The organism is Actinokineospora sp. PR83 (assembly GCF_021056305.1).
In the GTDB taxonomy this organism is placed as follows: Bacteria; Actinomycetota; Actinomycetes; order Mycobacteriales; family Pseudonocardiaceae; genus Actinokineospora; species Actinokineospora spheciospongiae.
The window spans coordinates 1-12,794 of the sequence record NZ_JAJCXD010000078.1 but is presented as its reverse complement, the minus strand read 5'-3'; the positions used below and the strand labels follow the sequence as shown (position 1 = coordinate 12,794).

General features: G+C 72.8%; 15 protein-coding genes and 2 rRNA genes. 7 read left to right on the top strand and 10 right to left on the bottom strand.

Features of this window, described 5'->3' with window-relative positions; all coding sequences use genetic code 11:
- Nucleotides 1-15: 15 nt before the first annotated feature.
- Nucleotides 16-1,236, top strand: a complete 1,221-nt coding sequence (locus tag L6E12_RS25135) for an FAD-dependent oxidoreductase (protein ID WP_236230393.1) — start codon at nucleotides 16-18, stop codon at nucleotides 1,234-1,236.
- A gap of 98 nt (nucleotides 1,237-1,334) precedes the next feature.
- Nucleotides 1,335-1,868: a DUF6319 family protein gene (locus L6E12_RS35525; RefSeq protein WP_374201946.1), complete on the top strand. Its 534-nt coding sequence runs from the start codon at nucleotides 1,335-1,337 to the stop codon at nucleotides 1,866-1,868.
- Nucleotides 1,869-2,026: 158 nt separating this feature from the next.
- Here the strand turns inward: L6E12_RS35525 and L6E12_RS25125 are convergent, their stop codons facing one another.
- Nucleotides 2,027-2,800 (bottom strand): enoyl-CoA hydratase/isomerase family protein, encoded by a 774-nt coding sequence (locus L6E12_RS25125; protein WP_236230391.1) that lies wholly within the window; start codon nucleotides 2,798-2,800, stop codon nucleotides 2,027-2,029.
- A gap of 133 nt (nucleotides 2,801-2,933) precedes the next feature.
- Between L6E12_RS25125 and L6E12_RS25120 the strand changes: the two genes are divergently transcribed.
- Both L6E12_RS25120 and L6E12_RS25115 read left to right on the top strand, forming a co-directional pair.
- On the top strand, nucleotides 2,934-4,427 hold the full coding sequence (locus L6E12_RS25120) for an SDR family NAD(P)-dependent oxidoreductase (protein WP_236230390.1): 1,494 nt from the start codon (nucleotides 2,934-2,936) through the stop codon (nucleotides 4,425-4,427).
- A 128-nt stretch (nucleotides 4,428-4,555) separates the two neighbouring features.
- Nucleotides 4,556-4,867, top strand: a complete 312-nt coding sequence (locus tag L6E12_RS25115; RefSeq protein WP_236230389.1) for a hypothetical protein — start codon at nucleotides 4,556-4,558, stop codon at nucleotides 4,865-4,867.
- Here the strand turns inward: L6E12_RS25115 and L6E12_RS25110 are convergent.
- The 3 genes from L6E12_RS25110 to L6E12_RS25100 are packed head-to-tail and all read right to left on the bottom strand — an operon-like array spanning nucleotide 4,864 to nucleotide 8,070.
- Nucleotides 4,864-5,289, bottom strand: coding sequence for a response regulator (locus tag L6E12_RS25110; protein WP_236230494.1), 426 nt, complete (start codon nucleotides 5,287-5,289; stop codon nucleotides 4,864-4,866). The two genes, L6E12_RS25115 and L6E12_RS25110, sit on opposite strands and share 4 nt — an antisense overlap.
- 14 nt (nucleotides 5,290-5,303) lie before the next feature.
- Nucleotides 5,304-6,881, bottom strand: a complete 1,578-nt coding sequence (locus tag L6E12_RS25105) for an ATP-binding protein (RefSeq protein WP_236230388.1) — start codon at nucleotides 6,879-6,881, stop codon at nucleotides 5,304-5,306.
- Complete coding sequence (locus tag L6E12_RS25100) at nucleotides 6,871-8,070, bottom strand: PP2C family protein-serine/threonine phosphatase (RefSeq protein WP_236230387.1); 1,200 nt, start codon at nucleotides 8,068-8,070, stop codon at nucleotides 6,871-6,873. Before L6E12_RS25100 ends, L6E12_RS25105 begins: the two co-directional genes overlap by 11 nt.
- Before the next feature lie 251 nt (nucleotides 8,071-8,321).
- Between L6E12_RS25100 and L6E12_RS25095 the strand changes: the two genes are divergently transcribed.
- Nucleotides 8,322-8,474, top strand: coding sequence for a hypothetical protein (locus L6E12_RS25095; RefSeq protein ID WP_181399926.1), 153 nt, complete (start codon nucleotides 8,322-8,324; stop codon nucleotides 8,472-8,474).
- 71 nt (nucleotides 8,475-8,545) lie between these two features.
- Here L6E12_RS25095 and L6E12_RS25090 read toward each other — a convergent pair whose 3' ends face one another.
- The 3 genes from L6E12_RS25090 to L6E12_RS25080 all read right to left on the bottom strand — a co-directional run bounded on the left by L6E12_RS25090 (nucleotide 8,546) and on the right by L6E12_RS25080 (nucleotide 9,732).
- Nucleotides 8,546-8,938 (bottom strand): SRPBCC family protein, encoded by a 393-nt coding sequence (locus tag L6E12_RS25090; protein WP_236230386.1) that lies wholly within the window; start codon nucleotides 8,936-8,938, stop codon nucleotides 8,546-8,548.
- Nucleotides 8,938-9,357 (bottom strand): hypothetical protein, encoded by a 420-nt coding sequence (locus L6E12_RS25085; RefSeq protein WP_236230385.1) that lies wholly within the window; start codon nucleotides 9,355-9,357, stop codon nucleotides 8,938-8,940. Before L6E12_RS25085 ends, L6E12_RS25090 begins: the two co-directional genes overlap by 1 nt.
- Nucleotides 9,358-9,429: 72 nt before the next feature.
- The gene (locus tag L6E12_RS25080; protein WP_236230384.1) at nucleotides 9,430-9,732 is read right to left on the bottom strand and encodes a hypothetical protein; all 303 of its coding nucleotides are present in this window, start codon (nucleotides 9,730-9,732) and stop codon (nucleotides 9,430-9,432) included.
- A 145-nt stretch (nucleotides 9,733-9,877) separates the two neighbouring features.
- On the opposite strand from L6E12_RS25080, the gene L6E12_RS25075 reads away from it, so the two are divergent.
- Entirely contained in the window at nucleotides 9,878-11,200 is a 1,323-nt protein-coding gene (locus L6E12_RS25075) for an NAD(P)/FAD-dependent oxidoreductase (RefSeq protein ID WP_236230383.1), read from the top strand.
- A 35-nt stretch (nucleotides 11,201-11,235) separates the two neighbouring features.
- Here the strand turns inward: L6E12_RS25075 and L6E12_RS25070 are convergent, their stop codons facing one another.
- Nucleotides 11,236-11,637, bottom strand: coding sequence for a hypothetical protein (locus L6E12_RS25070; RefSeq protein WP_236230382.1), 402 nt, complete (start codon nucleotides 11,635-11,637; stop codon nucleotides 11,236-11,238).
- Between the two features lie 133 nt (nucleotides 11,638-11,770).
- On the opposite strand from L6E12_RS25070, the gene L6E12_RS25065 reads away from it, so the two are divergent.
- Nucleotides 11,771-12,385, top strand: a complete 615-nt coding sequence (locus tag L6E12_RS25065; protein WP_236230381.1) for an alpha-ketoglutarate-dependent dioxygenase AlkB — start codon at nucleotides 11,771-11,773, stop codon at nucleotides 12,383-12,385.
- 82 nt (nucleotides 12,386-12,467) lie between these two features.
- Here the strand turns inward: L6E12_RS25065 and rrf are convergent.
- Nucleotides 12,468-12,584 (bottom strand): 5S ribosomal RNA (gene rrf, locus L6E12_RS25060).
- Nucleotides 12,585-12,689: 105 nt separating this feature from the next.
- Nucleotides 12,690-12,794: ribosomal RNA gene (locus tag L6E12_RS25055) — 23S ribosomal RNA — on the bottom strand; the annotation flags it as partial.

Below are 12,794 nucleotides of genomic sequence, written 5' to 3'. Positions count from 1 at the left end.
CCTACCGTTGGCGGCGTGAGCAGCGAGGTGGAGACGGTGGTCGTCGGGGCGGGGCTGGCCGGGCTGGCGGCGGCGGTGACGCTCACCAGGGCCGGGCGCGAGGTGGTCGTGCTGGAGGCGGGTGAGGCCCCGGGCGGGCGGGTGCGCACCGACTCGGTGGACGGGGTGCTGCTCGACCGCGGGTTCCAGGTGTTCAACGCCGCCTACCCGGCCGCCCGGGACCTGCTCGACGTCGAGGCCCTGGGGCTGCGGCCGTTCCTGCCAGGCGCCCTGGTCAGCGACGACGACGGGCTGCACCTGGTGGCCGACCCGCGGCGCGAACCCGCCCGGCTGGCCGCCACGCTGCGCGCCCCGATCGGCTCGCTGCCGCGCAAGGCGCTGCTGGGCGCCTACGCCGCCGCGGTGGCCGCCGCCCCCTCGGCCACCCTGCGCGGACGCGACGACCGGCCGTTCCGGCAGCGGCTGGCCGAGTACGGCATCACCGGCCCGGTGCTGGAGCGGTTCCTGCGGCCGTTCCTGGCCGGGGTGTTCCTCGACCCGGAGCTGACCGTGCCGACCCGGTTCGCCGAGTTCGTGCTGCGCAGCTTCGCCCGCGGCACCATCGGGGTGCCCGCGGCGGGGATGCGGGCCATCCCCGACCAGCTCGCCGCGCGGCTGCCCGCGGGCGCGGTCAAGTACAGCTTCCCGATCACCGAGGTGGTGCCCGGCCGGGTCACCGGCGACTTCGGCACGGTCACCGCCAAGCACGTCGTGGTCGCCACCGGCGGCCCCACCGCGCACCGGCTGCTCCCCGACCGGCTGCCCGAGGTCCGCACGCGCGGCTGCGTCACCCACTACCACCTGGCCGACGTGGCACCGGTCGCCGAGGCGGCGCTGGTGCTGGAGGCCGCCGGGCGCGGCCCGCTGACCAACAGCGTCGTGCTCACCAACGCCAACCCGGACTACGCCCCGGGCCGGGTGCTGGTGTCGTCCACGTCCGTCGGCGACGAGGACCCCGGCGAGGAGGCGGTGCGGGCGCACCTGGCCCGGCTCTACCACCGCGACACCTCCGCGTGGCGGCCGGTACGGTCTTACCGGATCCCCGAGGCGCTGCCGGTGTCCGGGAGCCCGCTGCGGCAACCGGTGTCCGTCGGCGACCGGCTGTACGTGTGCGGCGACCACCGGGACACGCCGTCGATCCAGGGCGCGCTGGTCTCCGGTCGGCGAACGGCGAAAGCGGTCCTGACCGCGAGCTGAGCAGCGCCCGCGCCGACACGCCCTGGCCGCCCCGGTGATCCGCTCCAGCCGAACTAGTGTTCTAATGCGCGTTCACCACGTGCCCTGAGAGGGAGTCGATCGTGTCCACCGAGACCGGTGTCGAGACCGTGACCACACCAGCCGAGCCCGCCCCGGCCACCACCCCCGCGACCAGCACCGCGGCCACCACCCCGGCGACCGCCGCCGCGGTCGTGCCCGCCACCCCGCAGGCCCCCGCGGCCGAGCCCGAGGACCAGTCCGACGACCGGGCCGAGGACGCGGCGCAGGACAAGCCCGCCGACAAGCCCGCCCCGGCGAGGAAGCCGAAGGTGGCCCGCGCCGCGAGCACCGCCAAGAAGACCCGCACCGTCGAGCTGACCCTCACCGTCACCGGCACCGCCGAGGGCGAGTGGCAGGCCGAGCTGACCCAGGGCGGCAAGCGGATGATGCAGGGCGTCAGCGTGGCCGCCGCCGCGGTGTCGCGCGCCGCCGCCGAACTGCACGAGGACATCTCCAAGGCCATCGAGACCGTGCTGGACGCCGCGCGCGAGCAGCACCGGGCTCGGATGGAGGAGCTGGAGGCGGAGCTGGCCAAGGTCAAGGCCGCGCTGTCGGACCTGCAGGACAGCTGAGGCCGCGGCCTTCCGGGCGGCGGCGGCCCAACCAACCGTCGAAGCCGCGGCAGGTCGTTGCGCTCATCACCGGGCCGGGAGGTCGCCGTGGCGCGCTGCGCCGGGCGCCCACCCGGCCCTGTGCTGTTCTGCGGACCGGGTGTTCTCCAGGACCGGGGTCAGCGGCCGTGGAAGGTGGCTTTGCCCGGGCCTTCGGTGAGGAAGGAGCGGACGGCGCCGCGCAGGTCCTCGGTGTCGAAGAGGGTGGCGGCGATGGCGGTGACGTGCTCGTTCGCCTCGGGGACCCCGCCCGCCTCGAAGTGGCGCAGGATTTCCTTGGTGGCCGCGTGCGCCTTGGTCGGGCCCTGGGCGAGGCGGTCGGTGTAGGCGAGGGCCGCCTCGGCGAAACCGGCGTCGGGGAGGACCCGGTTGACCACGTTCCAGCGCTCCAGCACCGCCGCCGGGTAGCGGTCGCCGGTCATGACGAACTCCTTGGCGCGGCCCACGCCCGCCCTGGCGGCGAGGCGCTGGGTGCCGCCCATGGTGGGGGTGAGGCCGATGACGTTCTCCACCAGGCCGAACGAGGCCCTCTCGGCGGCCAGCAGGACGTCGCAGGCGACCGCGATCTCGAACGCCCAGGTGAGGCAGAGGGCGTGGGCGGCGAAGACGGTGGGGCAGGGCAGGGCGGCGATCCGCTCGGGCAGGTCGAGCATGGTGTCGAACAGCCGCTGCGCGTCCTCGCGGGTGGCCTGGGCGTCGAACAGGGACACGTCCACACCGCCGCTGACGAGCTTGCCCTCGGCGCGGAAGAGCACCGCGCGGGGCTGGTCGGCCTCGACGCGGGTGAGGACGGCGGCGAACTCCTCTTGGAGGTCGGCGGTGTAGAGGTTCAGCGGTGGCGAGGCCACCGTGACCACGGCGACCGACCCGACGCGCTCCAGACCCACACCCACGACGCACTCCCAGCTCCGTTGCGATGGACCCGGCCCATTGTGCCGCCCGGGGGTTCACCGACCGGTGCGATCCGGGTCACCCGAACGGGCCTTCTAGAGTGGTAGGCCGCACGCGCGAGCACGGAGTGGGGACATGACAGCCGAAACGGTGGCCGACACGGTGGCAGGGGACGTTCAACCGGAGCAGGACCACCCCGGCATCGACCCGGAGCGGTTGGCGGCCTGCCTGGCCGTGCTGGCCGAGGTGAACGAACTGCCCACCGAGCACCCGGACGCGGTGGCGATCCGGCGGGCGACCGCCGGGGTGTTCAAGTCGGTGAAGCAGCGGCGCAAGTCGGCGCGGCGGGCGGCGGTGACCGAGAACGACCGGCGGATCACCGAGGCGACCGCCACCGGGTCGCCGCAGCGCATCGACGACGAGACCCAGGGCATCCCGCTGGTGTCGAACACCCCGGGGGCCACCGCCGGGACGCTGCTGCGCGCCCGCTCCTGCTACACCTGCAAGCGCCGCTACCACGAGGTCGACGCGTTCTACCACCAGCTCTGCCCGGAGTGCGCCGAGCTGAACCGCTCGCGCCGCGACGCCCGCACCGACCTCACCGGCAGGCGGGCGCTGCTGACCGGTGGCCGGGCGAAGATCGGCATGTACATCGCGCTGCGGCTGCTGCGCGACGGCGCGCACACCACCATCACCACCCGCTTCCCCAACGACGCCGTGCGCCGCTTCGCCGCGATGCCCGACGCAGGGGACTGGCTGCACCGGTTGCGGATCGTCGGGGTCGACCTGCGCGACCCGGCCCAGGTGGTCGACCTGGCCGACGCGGTGGCCGCGGCGGGACCGCTGGACGTCCTGATCAACAACGCCGCGCAGACCGTGCGCCGCTCCCCCGGTTCCTACGCGCTGCTGGCCGAGGCGGAGTCCGCGCCGCCGCCGGACGGCCCGCGGCCGGAGGTGATCAGCATGGGGCGCACCTCCGACGCGCACCCGGCGGCGCTGGCCGGGGCGGTCGGCTCCACCGACTGGCGCGCGATGGACGCGCACACCGTCACCGCGCTGGCGCTGACCGCCGGGTCCGCCACCCCCGACCGGATCGCGGCGAACACCGCGATCGACGCGGGCGGGCTGGTGCCGGACCTGCACGCGGTCAACAGCTGGACCCAGCGGGTGCACGAGGTCGACGCGATGGAGCTGCTGGAGGTGCAGCTCTGCAACCAGACAGCGCCGTTCATCCTCATCAGCAGGCTGCGCCCGTCGATGGCCGCGGCGGCGGCGCGGCGCAAGTACGTGGTGAACGTGTCCGCGATGGAGGGCCAGTTCTCCCGCGCCTACAAGGGACCCGGCCACCCGCACACCAACATGGCCAAGGCGGCGCTGAACATGCTGACCCGCACCAGCGCCCAGGAGATGCTGACCTCCGACGGCATCCTGATGACCGCGGTCGACACCGGCTGGATCACCGACGAACGCCCGCACCCGACGAAGATGCGCCTCGCCGACGAGGGCTTCCACGCCCCGCTGGACCTCGTCGACGGCGCCGCCAGGGTGTACGACCCGATCGTCCGCGGCGAACTCGGCGAGGACGTCTTCGGCTGCTTCCTCAAGGACTACGCACCCTCACCGTGGTGACCCGGTAGAGGACCGCAGAGGAGGGTGATCCGCCGTCGCCTGCCCGGGTGGCGTGAGAAGCGGTGGAGTGGGTATCCCACCCCCGCACCCGCAGCACAGCCGCGGGGTGATGGGGAGGCGGTTCGGCGATGCGGGGTTACGTGGTCGAGGGTGTGCTCTCGGCGGCGGGTGCCGCCGGTGCTCTGACCGTGGGCTTGCGCTCCGACACCACCTTCTGGACCGTGGTCGGTGCGCTGCTCGCCGCGGTGGCCCTGGCCTGCCTGGTCACCTCGGTGCGGATGAAGCTCACCGGCACCACCGACCCGCAGGTCCCCCGGTCGCGGCGGCTGCGGCGGCCGAGGGGCAGCGGGCTGGACGCCGTGCCGCCCGCCCCCACCGTCCGCCGCTTCGCCCGCCGCACCAGGCGCAACCCCGGCGACCGGATCAAACCGCCCGCCTAGCGGGGCAGCTTGACCACGGTCACGAAGAACTCATCGATCTTGCGGATGACCTCGATGAAGCGGTCGAAGTCCACCGGCTTGGTCACGTAGGCGTTCGCGTGCAGCTCGTAGCTGCGCAGTATGTCCTCTTCGGCCTCGGACGTGGTCAGCACGACCACCGGGATGAGGCGCAGCGCGGCGTCGGCCTTGATCTCGGCGAGGACCTGGCGGCCGTCGAACCGGGGCAGGTTGAGGTCGAGCAGGATCAGGTCCGGGCGCGGGGCACCCTCGTACTGGCCCTCCCTGCGCAGGAACTGCACGGCCTGCTCGCCGTCGCGCACCACGTGCAACTGGTTGCGGATCTTGTAGTGCTCGAAGGCCTCACGGGTCATCAGCACGTCGCCGTCGTCGTCCTCGACGAGCAGGACGTCGATGATCTTCATGGCGCTGGGCTCGGTCACGGGTTCTCGGCTTTCCCGGGGGCGTCCCCCGTGTGGTGTGCGGCCGCCAGCCTAGCCGGGTCCGGCTTGGGCAGGGTGAAGCGCAGTCGGGTGCCGCGGTCGACCTGCTCCACCCCGATGCGGCCGCCGTGGTGCTCGACGATCTTGCGGCACATGGCCAGGCCGATGCCGGTGCCGGGGTAGGCGTCCTTGGTGTGCAGGCGCTGGAAGATGACGAACACCCGCTCGGCGAACTCCGGCCGGATGCCGATGCCGTTGTCGGTCACCGTGAACAGGTACTCCTCGCCCGCGTCCCGGGCCTGCACCCGCACGTGCGGCGGGTCCTCGCCGCGGAACTTGATCGCGTTGCCGATGAGGTTGCGGAACACCCCGGTCAGCAGCGGCCCCTCCCCCAGCACGGTGGGCAGCGGCCCGACCTCGACTACCGCGCCCGACTCCTCGATCGCCGGACCCAGGTCGGCGACGGCCAGCGCGGCCACCGCCCCCAGGTCCACCGGCGCGGGCTCGCGGCCCTGCTGCCCCACGCGGCTGAACGCCAGCAGGTCGTTGACCTGCCCCTGCATCCGCCGGGCGCCGTCCGCGGCGAACCCGAGGTACTGGTCGGCCCGCTCGTCGAACTGGCCCCGGTACCGGCGTTCGAGGAGTTGGCAGAAACCGGCGACCTTGCGCAGCGGCTCCTGCAGGTCGTGCGAGGCGACGTAGGCGAACTGCTCCAGCTCGGAGTTCGACCGCTTGAGCTCCTCGGTGCGCAGGTCCAGTTCGGTGTTGACGGCCCGCTGCGCCGCGACCTCGGCGAGGATCCGCCGCCGCATGGAGTCCACGTCGCCGGACAACCCGGCGACCTCGCGCGGACCGCCCACTGGCAGCGGCCGGGCGAAGTCGTCGGCGGCGACCACCCGCCGCACGTCGGCCGCCAGCCTGGCGACCGGACCGGCCACCACCACCCGCACCCCCGCGGTGACCGCCGCGAACGCCGCCAGCAGCACGACCGCGACCAGCACGCACACGGCGACCAGCGACGACGACGCGTCCGACAGCGCCGCCCGCGCCGCCTCCCTGGCGGCGCCCAGCGTCCGCTGCAACCCGTCCACGGCGGCCCGCACCCGGTCGAACGCGGCCTTGCCCCCGGCCACCGCGGCGGCGTCGACGGACCCGCCCGACCCCAGCCGCGCCACCACCGGGTCGGCGTGGACCGCCCGCCACCGGCCCGCCTCGGCGACCACCCGGTCCAGCGCGGCCCGCGCCTCGGGCAACCCGGCGACGAGCCCGTGCAGCGCCGACACCGCCGCCTCGGCCCGACCGACCCCCGAGGTGAACGGCTCCAGGGAATCGGGGCGGGCGGTCAGGGCGTAGCCGCGCACACCGCTCTCCTGGTCGACCAGGGCGGTGTCGAGCCGCAGCGCCTCCCGCACCGCGGGGTCGACCCGGTCGGTCAGGTCCTCCCTGGCGCGGTCGAGGTCGGCGATCGCCCGCGCCCCGGCGGTGAACCCACCGGCGAACACCACCACCAGCACCAGCACCGCCACCCCGGCCCACCGGCGCAGCGACCACCGCGACGCCCGCTCAGCCCCCATGGTCGGGCGTGGGGTCCTGGTCGACCCGGCTGATCAGGAGCGCGGCCACGTCGTCGACCAGGTCGCCCTGGTTGAGCACCCTGGCGCGCTGGATCAGGTCCTCCAGCAGCGTGGCCCGCCACCCGGGGCCCGCGCTGGACAGCTCACCGACCAGCTCGGCCAGCCGCTCCACGCCCAACCGCTCGGACGTGTCGCCCATCCGGCCCTCGATCAGCCCGTCGGTGTAGAGCACCACCGACCACCGATCGCCCAGCTCCACCGTCGCCGAGGCCCACGCCGCCTTGGCCCGCACCCCCAGCGGCACCCCGATCGGCGCCGAGAGCAGACCGGGGCCGTCCGGGGTCAGCAGCACCGGCGGCGGGTGACCGGCCAGCCGCAGCTCGGCGGTGCGCCGGTCGGCGGCGATGGACAGCACGCACATGGTGGCGAACAGGCCGTCGAGGTGCCGCTCGTGCAGCAGGATGCGCTGCATGGTCGCCAGCACCTCGTCCAGCGGGCGGTCGGCCATGACCAGCGCGCGCCAGGCCACCCGCAGGTGCACCCCGAGCGCGGCCTCGTCCGGGCCGTGGCCGCAGACGTCGCCGATCATCACGTGCACGGTGCCGTCCTCGACCTGCACCACGTCGTAGAAGTCGCCGCCGAGTTGCATCCGCTGCCTGCCCGGCCGGTATTGCGGCACCACCTGCAACCGGTCGTCGGACAGCACCGGCGACGGCAGCAGCCCGCGTTCGAGCCGGGCCTTCTCCGAGGCGTAGACCCGTTCCTGGTGCAACTGCCGCTGGATCTCGTCGCTGCGCACCCGCTCCACCGCGTAGCGGATCACCCTGGTCAGCAGGTCGCCGTCGACCTGCCCCTTGACCAGGTAGTCCTGCGCGCCCGCGGCCACCGCGGCGATGCCCTGCTGCTCGTCGGCCAACCCGGTGAGGACCACCACGGCCACCTCACCGCCGTTGGCCTGCTCCAGTTGGCGCACCGCCTGCAACCCGCTCGCGTCGGGCAGGCCCAGGTCCAGCAGCACGCAGTCCTGGCCGTCGAGCAGCGCCACCGCCTCGCTGACGGTGTGCGCCCTGGTCAACCGGATCGGGGCGGCTGCTTCCTCCAGCAGGGCCTCGACCAGGAGGGCGTCACCCGCGTCGTCCTCAACCAGGAGCACCCGAACCAGGTCCTGGGTCGCCAGGACTGCATCCATTTCCACCTGCTCCACGGTGTTCGACGCACTGCGTCCGGGTATGTCGTGCGGCGATGTTACGGGAGCGGCCGTCACGTTCCAGGGACACGCCGGGACACGATCATCACAACACCCCCCGCCGGACTCCGGGGCCCCCGAGCGCGGCGGGGCCACGTCGTGTCGAAGGCAGGTTGTTCACCAGCACACCGTACTGATTGGGTGGGCGCACAGCCGGGTACCTCTCCTGAAAGAGAAGACGAAGGAGAACTCGCATGGCAGGCCTGTTGAACCGCATCAAGGCATTCCTCAGCGGCCCCAAGGGGCGGGCGATGATGGACAAGGCCAGGCAGGCGGCGCAGGACCCGCGCAACCAGCAGCGGGCCAAGGCAGCCGTCGCCAAGCTGCGCAACGGCCGTCGCCGCTGAGCACCCCATACCGAAAACCGCTGCCGGTCCTCGACCGGCAGCGGTTTTCGCTGTACAGGGGGCGGAACGCCTTACGGCTCCAGGATCCCGCGCACGTGCTCCAGGGTCGCGTCGAGCCCCTTCACCACCTCGTCACCACCGTGCGGGGAGTGCAGTTCGAGGTCGACGATCGACCGGTTCTGGTCCGGGGTCACCTGGAGCTTGCCGCGGTAGTCGCCGTGCTCCTCCGAACCCCACTCGATGCTGTTGTTGGTCCGGTCCACGCGGAACCACGCCTCGCCCTCGACCTCCTTGCCGTCGAGGTCGGCGCTGACCTGCACCGCGTCCGGGTTCTTCTGCCCGCCCACCGGCTTCGCCGAGTCCAAGCGGTCGAAGTACTCCGGCAGGTTCTTCACGTCGGACAGGTAGTTGAACACGCGGTCGGAACCGGCGTTGAGGGTGACGGACCTCTTGTAGGTGGGCATCAGCTCTCCTGTGCGTCGTTCGGGGTGGCTTCGTGGTGGGCTTCGCCGTGCGTGCGGCGCTCTTCCTTCATCGCCGCTTCCGCCAGGTGGCGCCGACCGCCGGTGAGGTCGTCGCGGACCTGGCGCTCGAGGGCGCGGAAGGCGTCGTAATAGACGTCCTCGTACTCCTCGACCACCTGGAAGGTCCACCGTCCTTCGAGGACGTTGCGACCGACCAGCTCGTGGCGCAGCCGTTCGGCCTGCTCGCGGTGCCCCGCCTTCTCCAGCAGGTCCACCGCCTCACCCAGGGCCAGGTCGGCCGAACCGGTCAACTGGTGGAAGGAGTACAGGTGACCGCGGGCGCGCTCGACGGTCTCCAGCGCCTCGGTGACCTTGCCGACCGCCTCGACGGTGGCCTCGTCCGGGGATGTTGTGCTCACTCCACTTGGATTACCCGGACCGGGGCCGTCCCACACCTGCCGATCACCACCCCGGTGACCGCCGTGCACCCCTCAGAGCCTGCGGTCCAGGTGGTCGCGGGCGCACACCAGGGCCGCGGTCGCCGACCGCGGGTCGCCGTCGCGCAGGAACGCCCTGGCGTCGGCGACGGCCTCGGCGGCGGGCAGCACGAGGCAGGTGTCGCCGGTGGCCGCGGTCCGCGCCAGCGCGCCGAGCAGCGCGTCGGCCACGTCCACCAGCGTCGGGGCGGCGACCGGCGGGGTGAGGGCGGTCAGCGCCGAGGCCACCGCCAGCCGCAGGTCGAGCCCCGGGGACGGGGAACCGGGGAAGGGAATCCTGTCAAGCTGCCGTGTCATAGGTCACTCCTAGGCTTTTTCGTGAGCCTGCCCCCTCGTCGGCGGGAATCCGAGTATTGGCGGGCGGGTCCACCCGAGTAGGTGACGTTTGCCCGTCCCGGTGCGGGGAAGCCGCCCCGGGGAACCCGACTCCTGGAGGAGCACCATGCGCGTGGTTGTGGTCGGCGGCGGGTACGTGGGCATGTACGCGGCCCGCCACCTGCAACGCGAACTCGGACCCGGCGAGGCGACCGTGACGGTCATCGACCCCGAGTCAGCCATGACCTACCAGCCGTTCCTGCCGGAAGCGGCCGCGGGCAACGTCGAACCCCGGCACGTGGTGGTGGCGCTGCGCGAGGTGCTGCGCGGCTGCCACGTCGTCGCCGGACGGGTCACCGACGTCGACCCGCTGGCCAAGACCGTCACCGCGGACCTGGCCGACGGCAGCACCGAGGAGGTCCCCTACGACTACCTGGTGCTCGCCCCCGGCTCGATCTCCAAGACGCTGCCGATCCCCGGCCTGGCCGAGCACGCCACCGGCTTCAAGAGCCTCGGCGAGGCCATCGGCCTGCGCAACCAGGTGCTGTCCACACTGGACGCCGCCAACGACTGCACCGACCCGGCCCGCAGGCGCGCCCTGCTGTCCTACGTCTTCGTCGGCGGCGGGTACGCCGGGGTGGAGGCCATGGCGGAGTTGCAGGACCTCGCCCGCTACGCCACCCGCTTCCACGACAACGTCGAGCCCTCCGACCTGAGCTGGACCCTGGTCGAGGCGATGGACCGGATCATGCCCGAGGTCAGCGCCGACCTGGGCGAGTACACCGTCGCCAAGCTGCGCGAACGCGACATCGCGGTCCGGACCGGCACCCAGCTCAAGTCGGTGGTCGACGGGCACGTGGTGCTCTCCGACGGCACCGAGTTCGACGCCGACACCGTCGTCTGGACCGCGGGCGTGGCACCGCACCCGCTGCTGCGCGGCAGCGGCCTGCCGCTGGACGAGAAGGGCCGGGTCCGCTGCGACGCCACGCTGCGGGTGCACGGGCACCCGGAGGTCTTCGCGGGCGGCGACAGCGCGGCGGTCCCGGACCTGGCGGCGAAGGAGCCGGGCGCGTTCTGCCCGCCGTCGGCCCAGCACGCCGTGCGGCAGGGGAAGCTGATGGGCGCCAACGTCCTCGCCGCCCTGCGCGACCAGCCGCTGCGGGAGTACCGGCACCGCAACGCGGGCTCGGTGGCCAGCCTGGGGCTCTACCGCGGGGTGGCGCAGGTCTACGGGGTGAAGCTGACCGGCCTGCCCGCCTGGCTCATGCACCGCTTCTACCACCTCGCCACCATGCCCACCGCGGGCCGCAAGGCGCGGATCGCGGCGGACTGGGTGCTGGCGGCGCTGTTCCCCCGGCAGGTCGCCTCACTCGGCGAGCTGCGCGAACCCCGCGCCGAGTTCGAGCTGGCGACCAGGGCGGCGCAGCAGGGCAGGCACGCCGCGCGCTGACCGCGGCAGGCCGGGTCGGACTTACCGCGGGAGGGCTAGCGCAGGTCGTCGGCGGCGGCGTGGCGGGGCGCAGGCAGCGGCGGGAGGTCGTGCAGGACGCGGGCGGCCTCGGTGAGGAGCACCCCGGCGGCGTCGACGTCCCCGGCGGCCAGCGCGGTGATCGCGGCGCGGACGGCGGCGACCTGGGGGGCGACCTGGCAGGTCTCGCCGCACGCGGCGGTCCAGGCCAGGCCGGTCACCAACGTCTGCGCGGTGGTCTCGGCGCTGTCGGTGCCCAGCCCGGACAGGGCGGTGTCGATCGCCGCGCGCAGGCGCCGACCCGGGCGCGCGGGCGCGGGTCGGGGCAACGGCGGTCGGCGCGTCGGGGTGCGGCTGGGCTCGACGGCCAGGTTGGGGCTGGTCGGGTTCAGCGGGAGGGGCGCACTTGTGGTGACCACGGGAGACCTCGGTTTCTCCGGGTAAGCGATTGCGGTAGCGGCGAGTACCACCGGTTCCTGGGATTCAAACACAAAATTCGGTGACATCCGCCGTGCGGAACACGTGTTCGATGTCTCGTGTACGGTGCCGGGCATGTCGTCGGGGATCCAGGGATCGCTGTGGGACAGCTCGGCCGAGCCGGAACTGGGCGACCTCACCCGGGCCCGCCGCGTGGACCTGGCGCACGGCGCCTGGGTCGACCTGCTGCCCGACTACCTCAGCGGCGCCGACACCCTGTACGAGCACCTGGCGGCCGAGGTCCCGTGGGTGGCCGAACGCCGCCAGATGTACGACGCGGTGGTCACCGTCCCCCGCCTGCTCAGCTTCTACAACGCTGACAAGCCGCTCCCCCACCCCGTTCTGGCCCGAGCGCGGACCGCCCTTAGCGATCACTACGGGGAGGCTTTCACCACTGCCGGTCTCTGCTTCTACCGGGATGGTCGCGACAGCGTGGCGTGGCACGGCGACACCATCGGCCGGGGCGCGCACAGCGACACGTTCGTCGCCATCCTCTCCGTCGGCGCCCCCAGGCCGCTGCTGCTGCGCCCACGGGATGGCGGCGAGACCCTCCGCTTTCCCGTCGGCCACGGGGACCTGCTGGTGATGGGCGGTTCCTGCCAGCGCACCTGGGAGCACGCCATCCCCAAGACGGCCCGCCCGGTGGGCCCGCGCATCAGCGTCCAATTCCGCCCGCACGACGTCCGCTGATTCTCCGACCGGGTCGGAGAACGCAAAAAAAAAGCCCTGGGGCTTGAGAATGGTTGTTCTCAAGCCCCAGGGCGTAATTTTAGTCCGGCGGCGTCCTACTCTCCCACACCCTCACGAGTGCAGTACCATCGGCGCTGGCAGGCTTAGCTTCCGGGTTCGGGATGGGACCGGGCGTTTCCCTGCCGCTATGACCGCCGTAACACTATGAAACTATCCAACCCCGCACCCCACTCCACAGGCATGATGCCGGTGGTGTGGGGGTGGTTGGTGTCTCAGACACCGCACAGTGGATGCGTAGCATTTTTGTAACAAGCCCTCGGCCTATTAGTACCAGTCAACTCCACCCGTTACCGGGCTTCCATCTCTGGCCTATCAACCCAGTGGTCTAGCTGGGGGCCTTAACCACTCA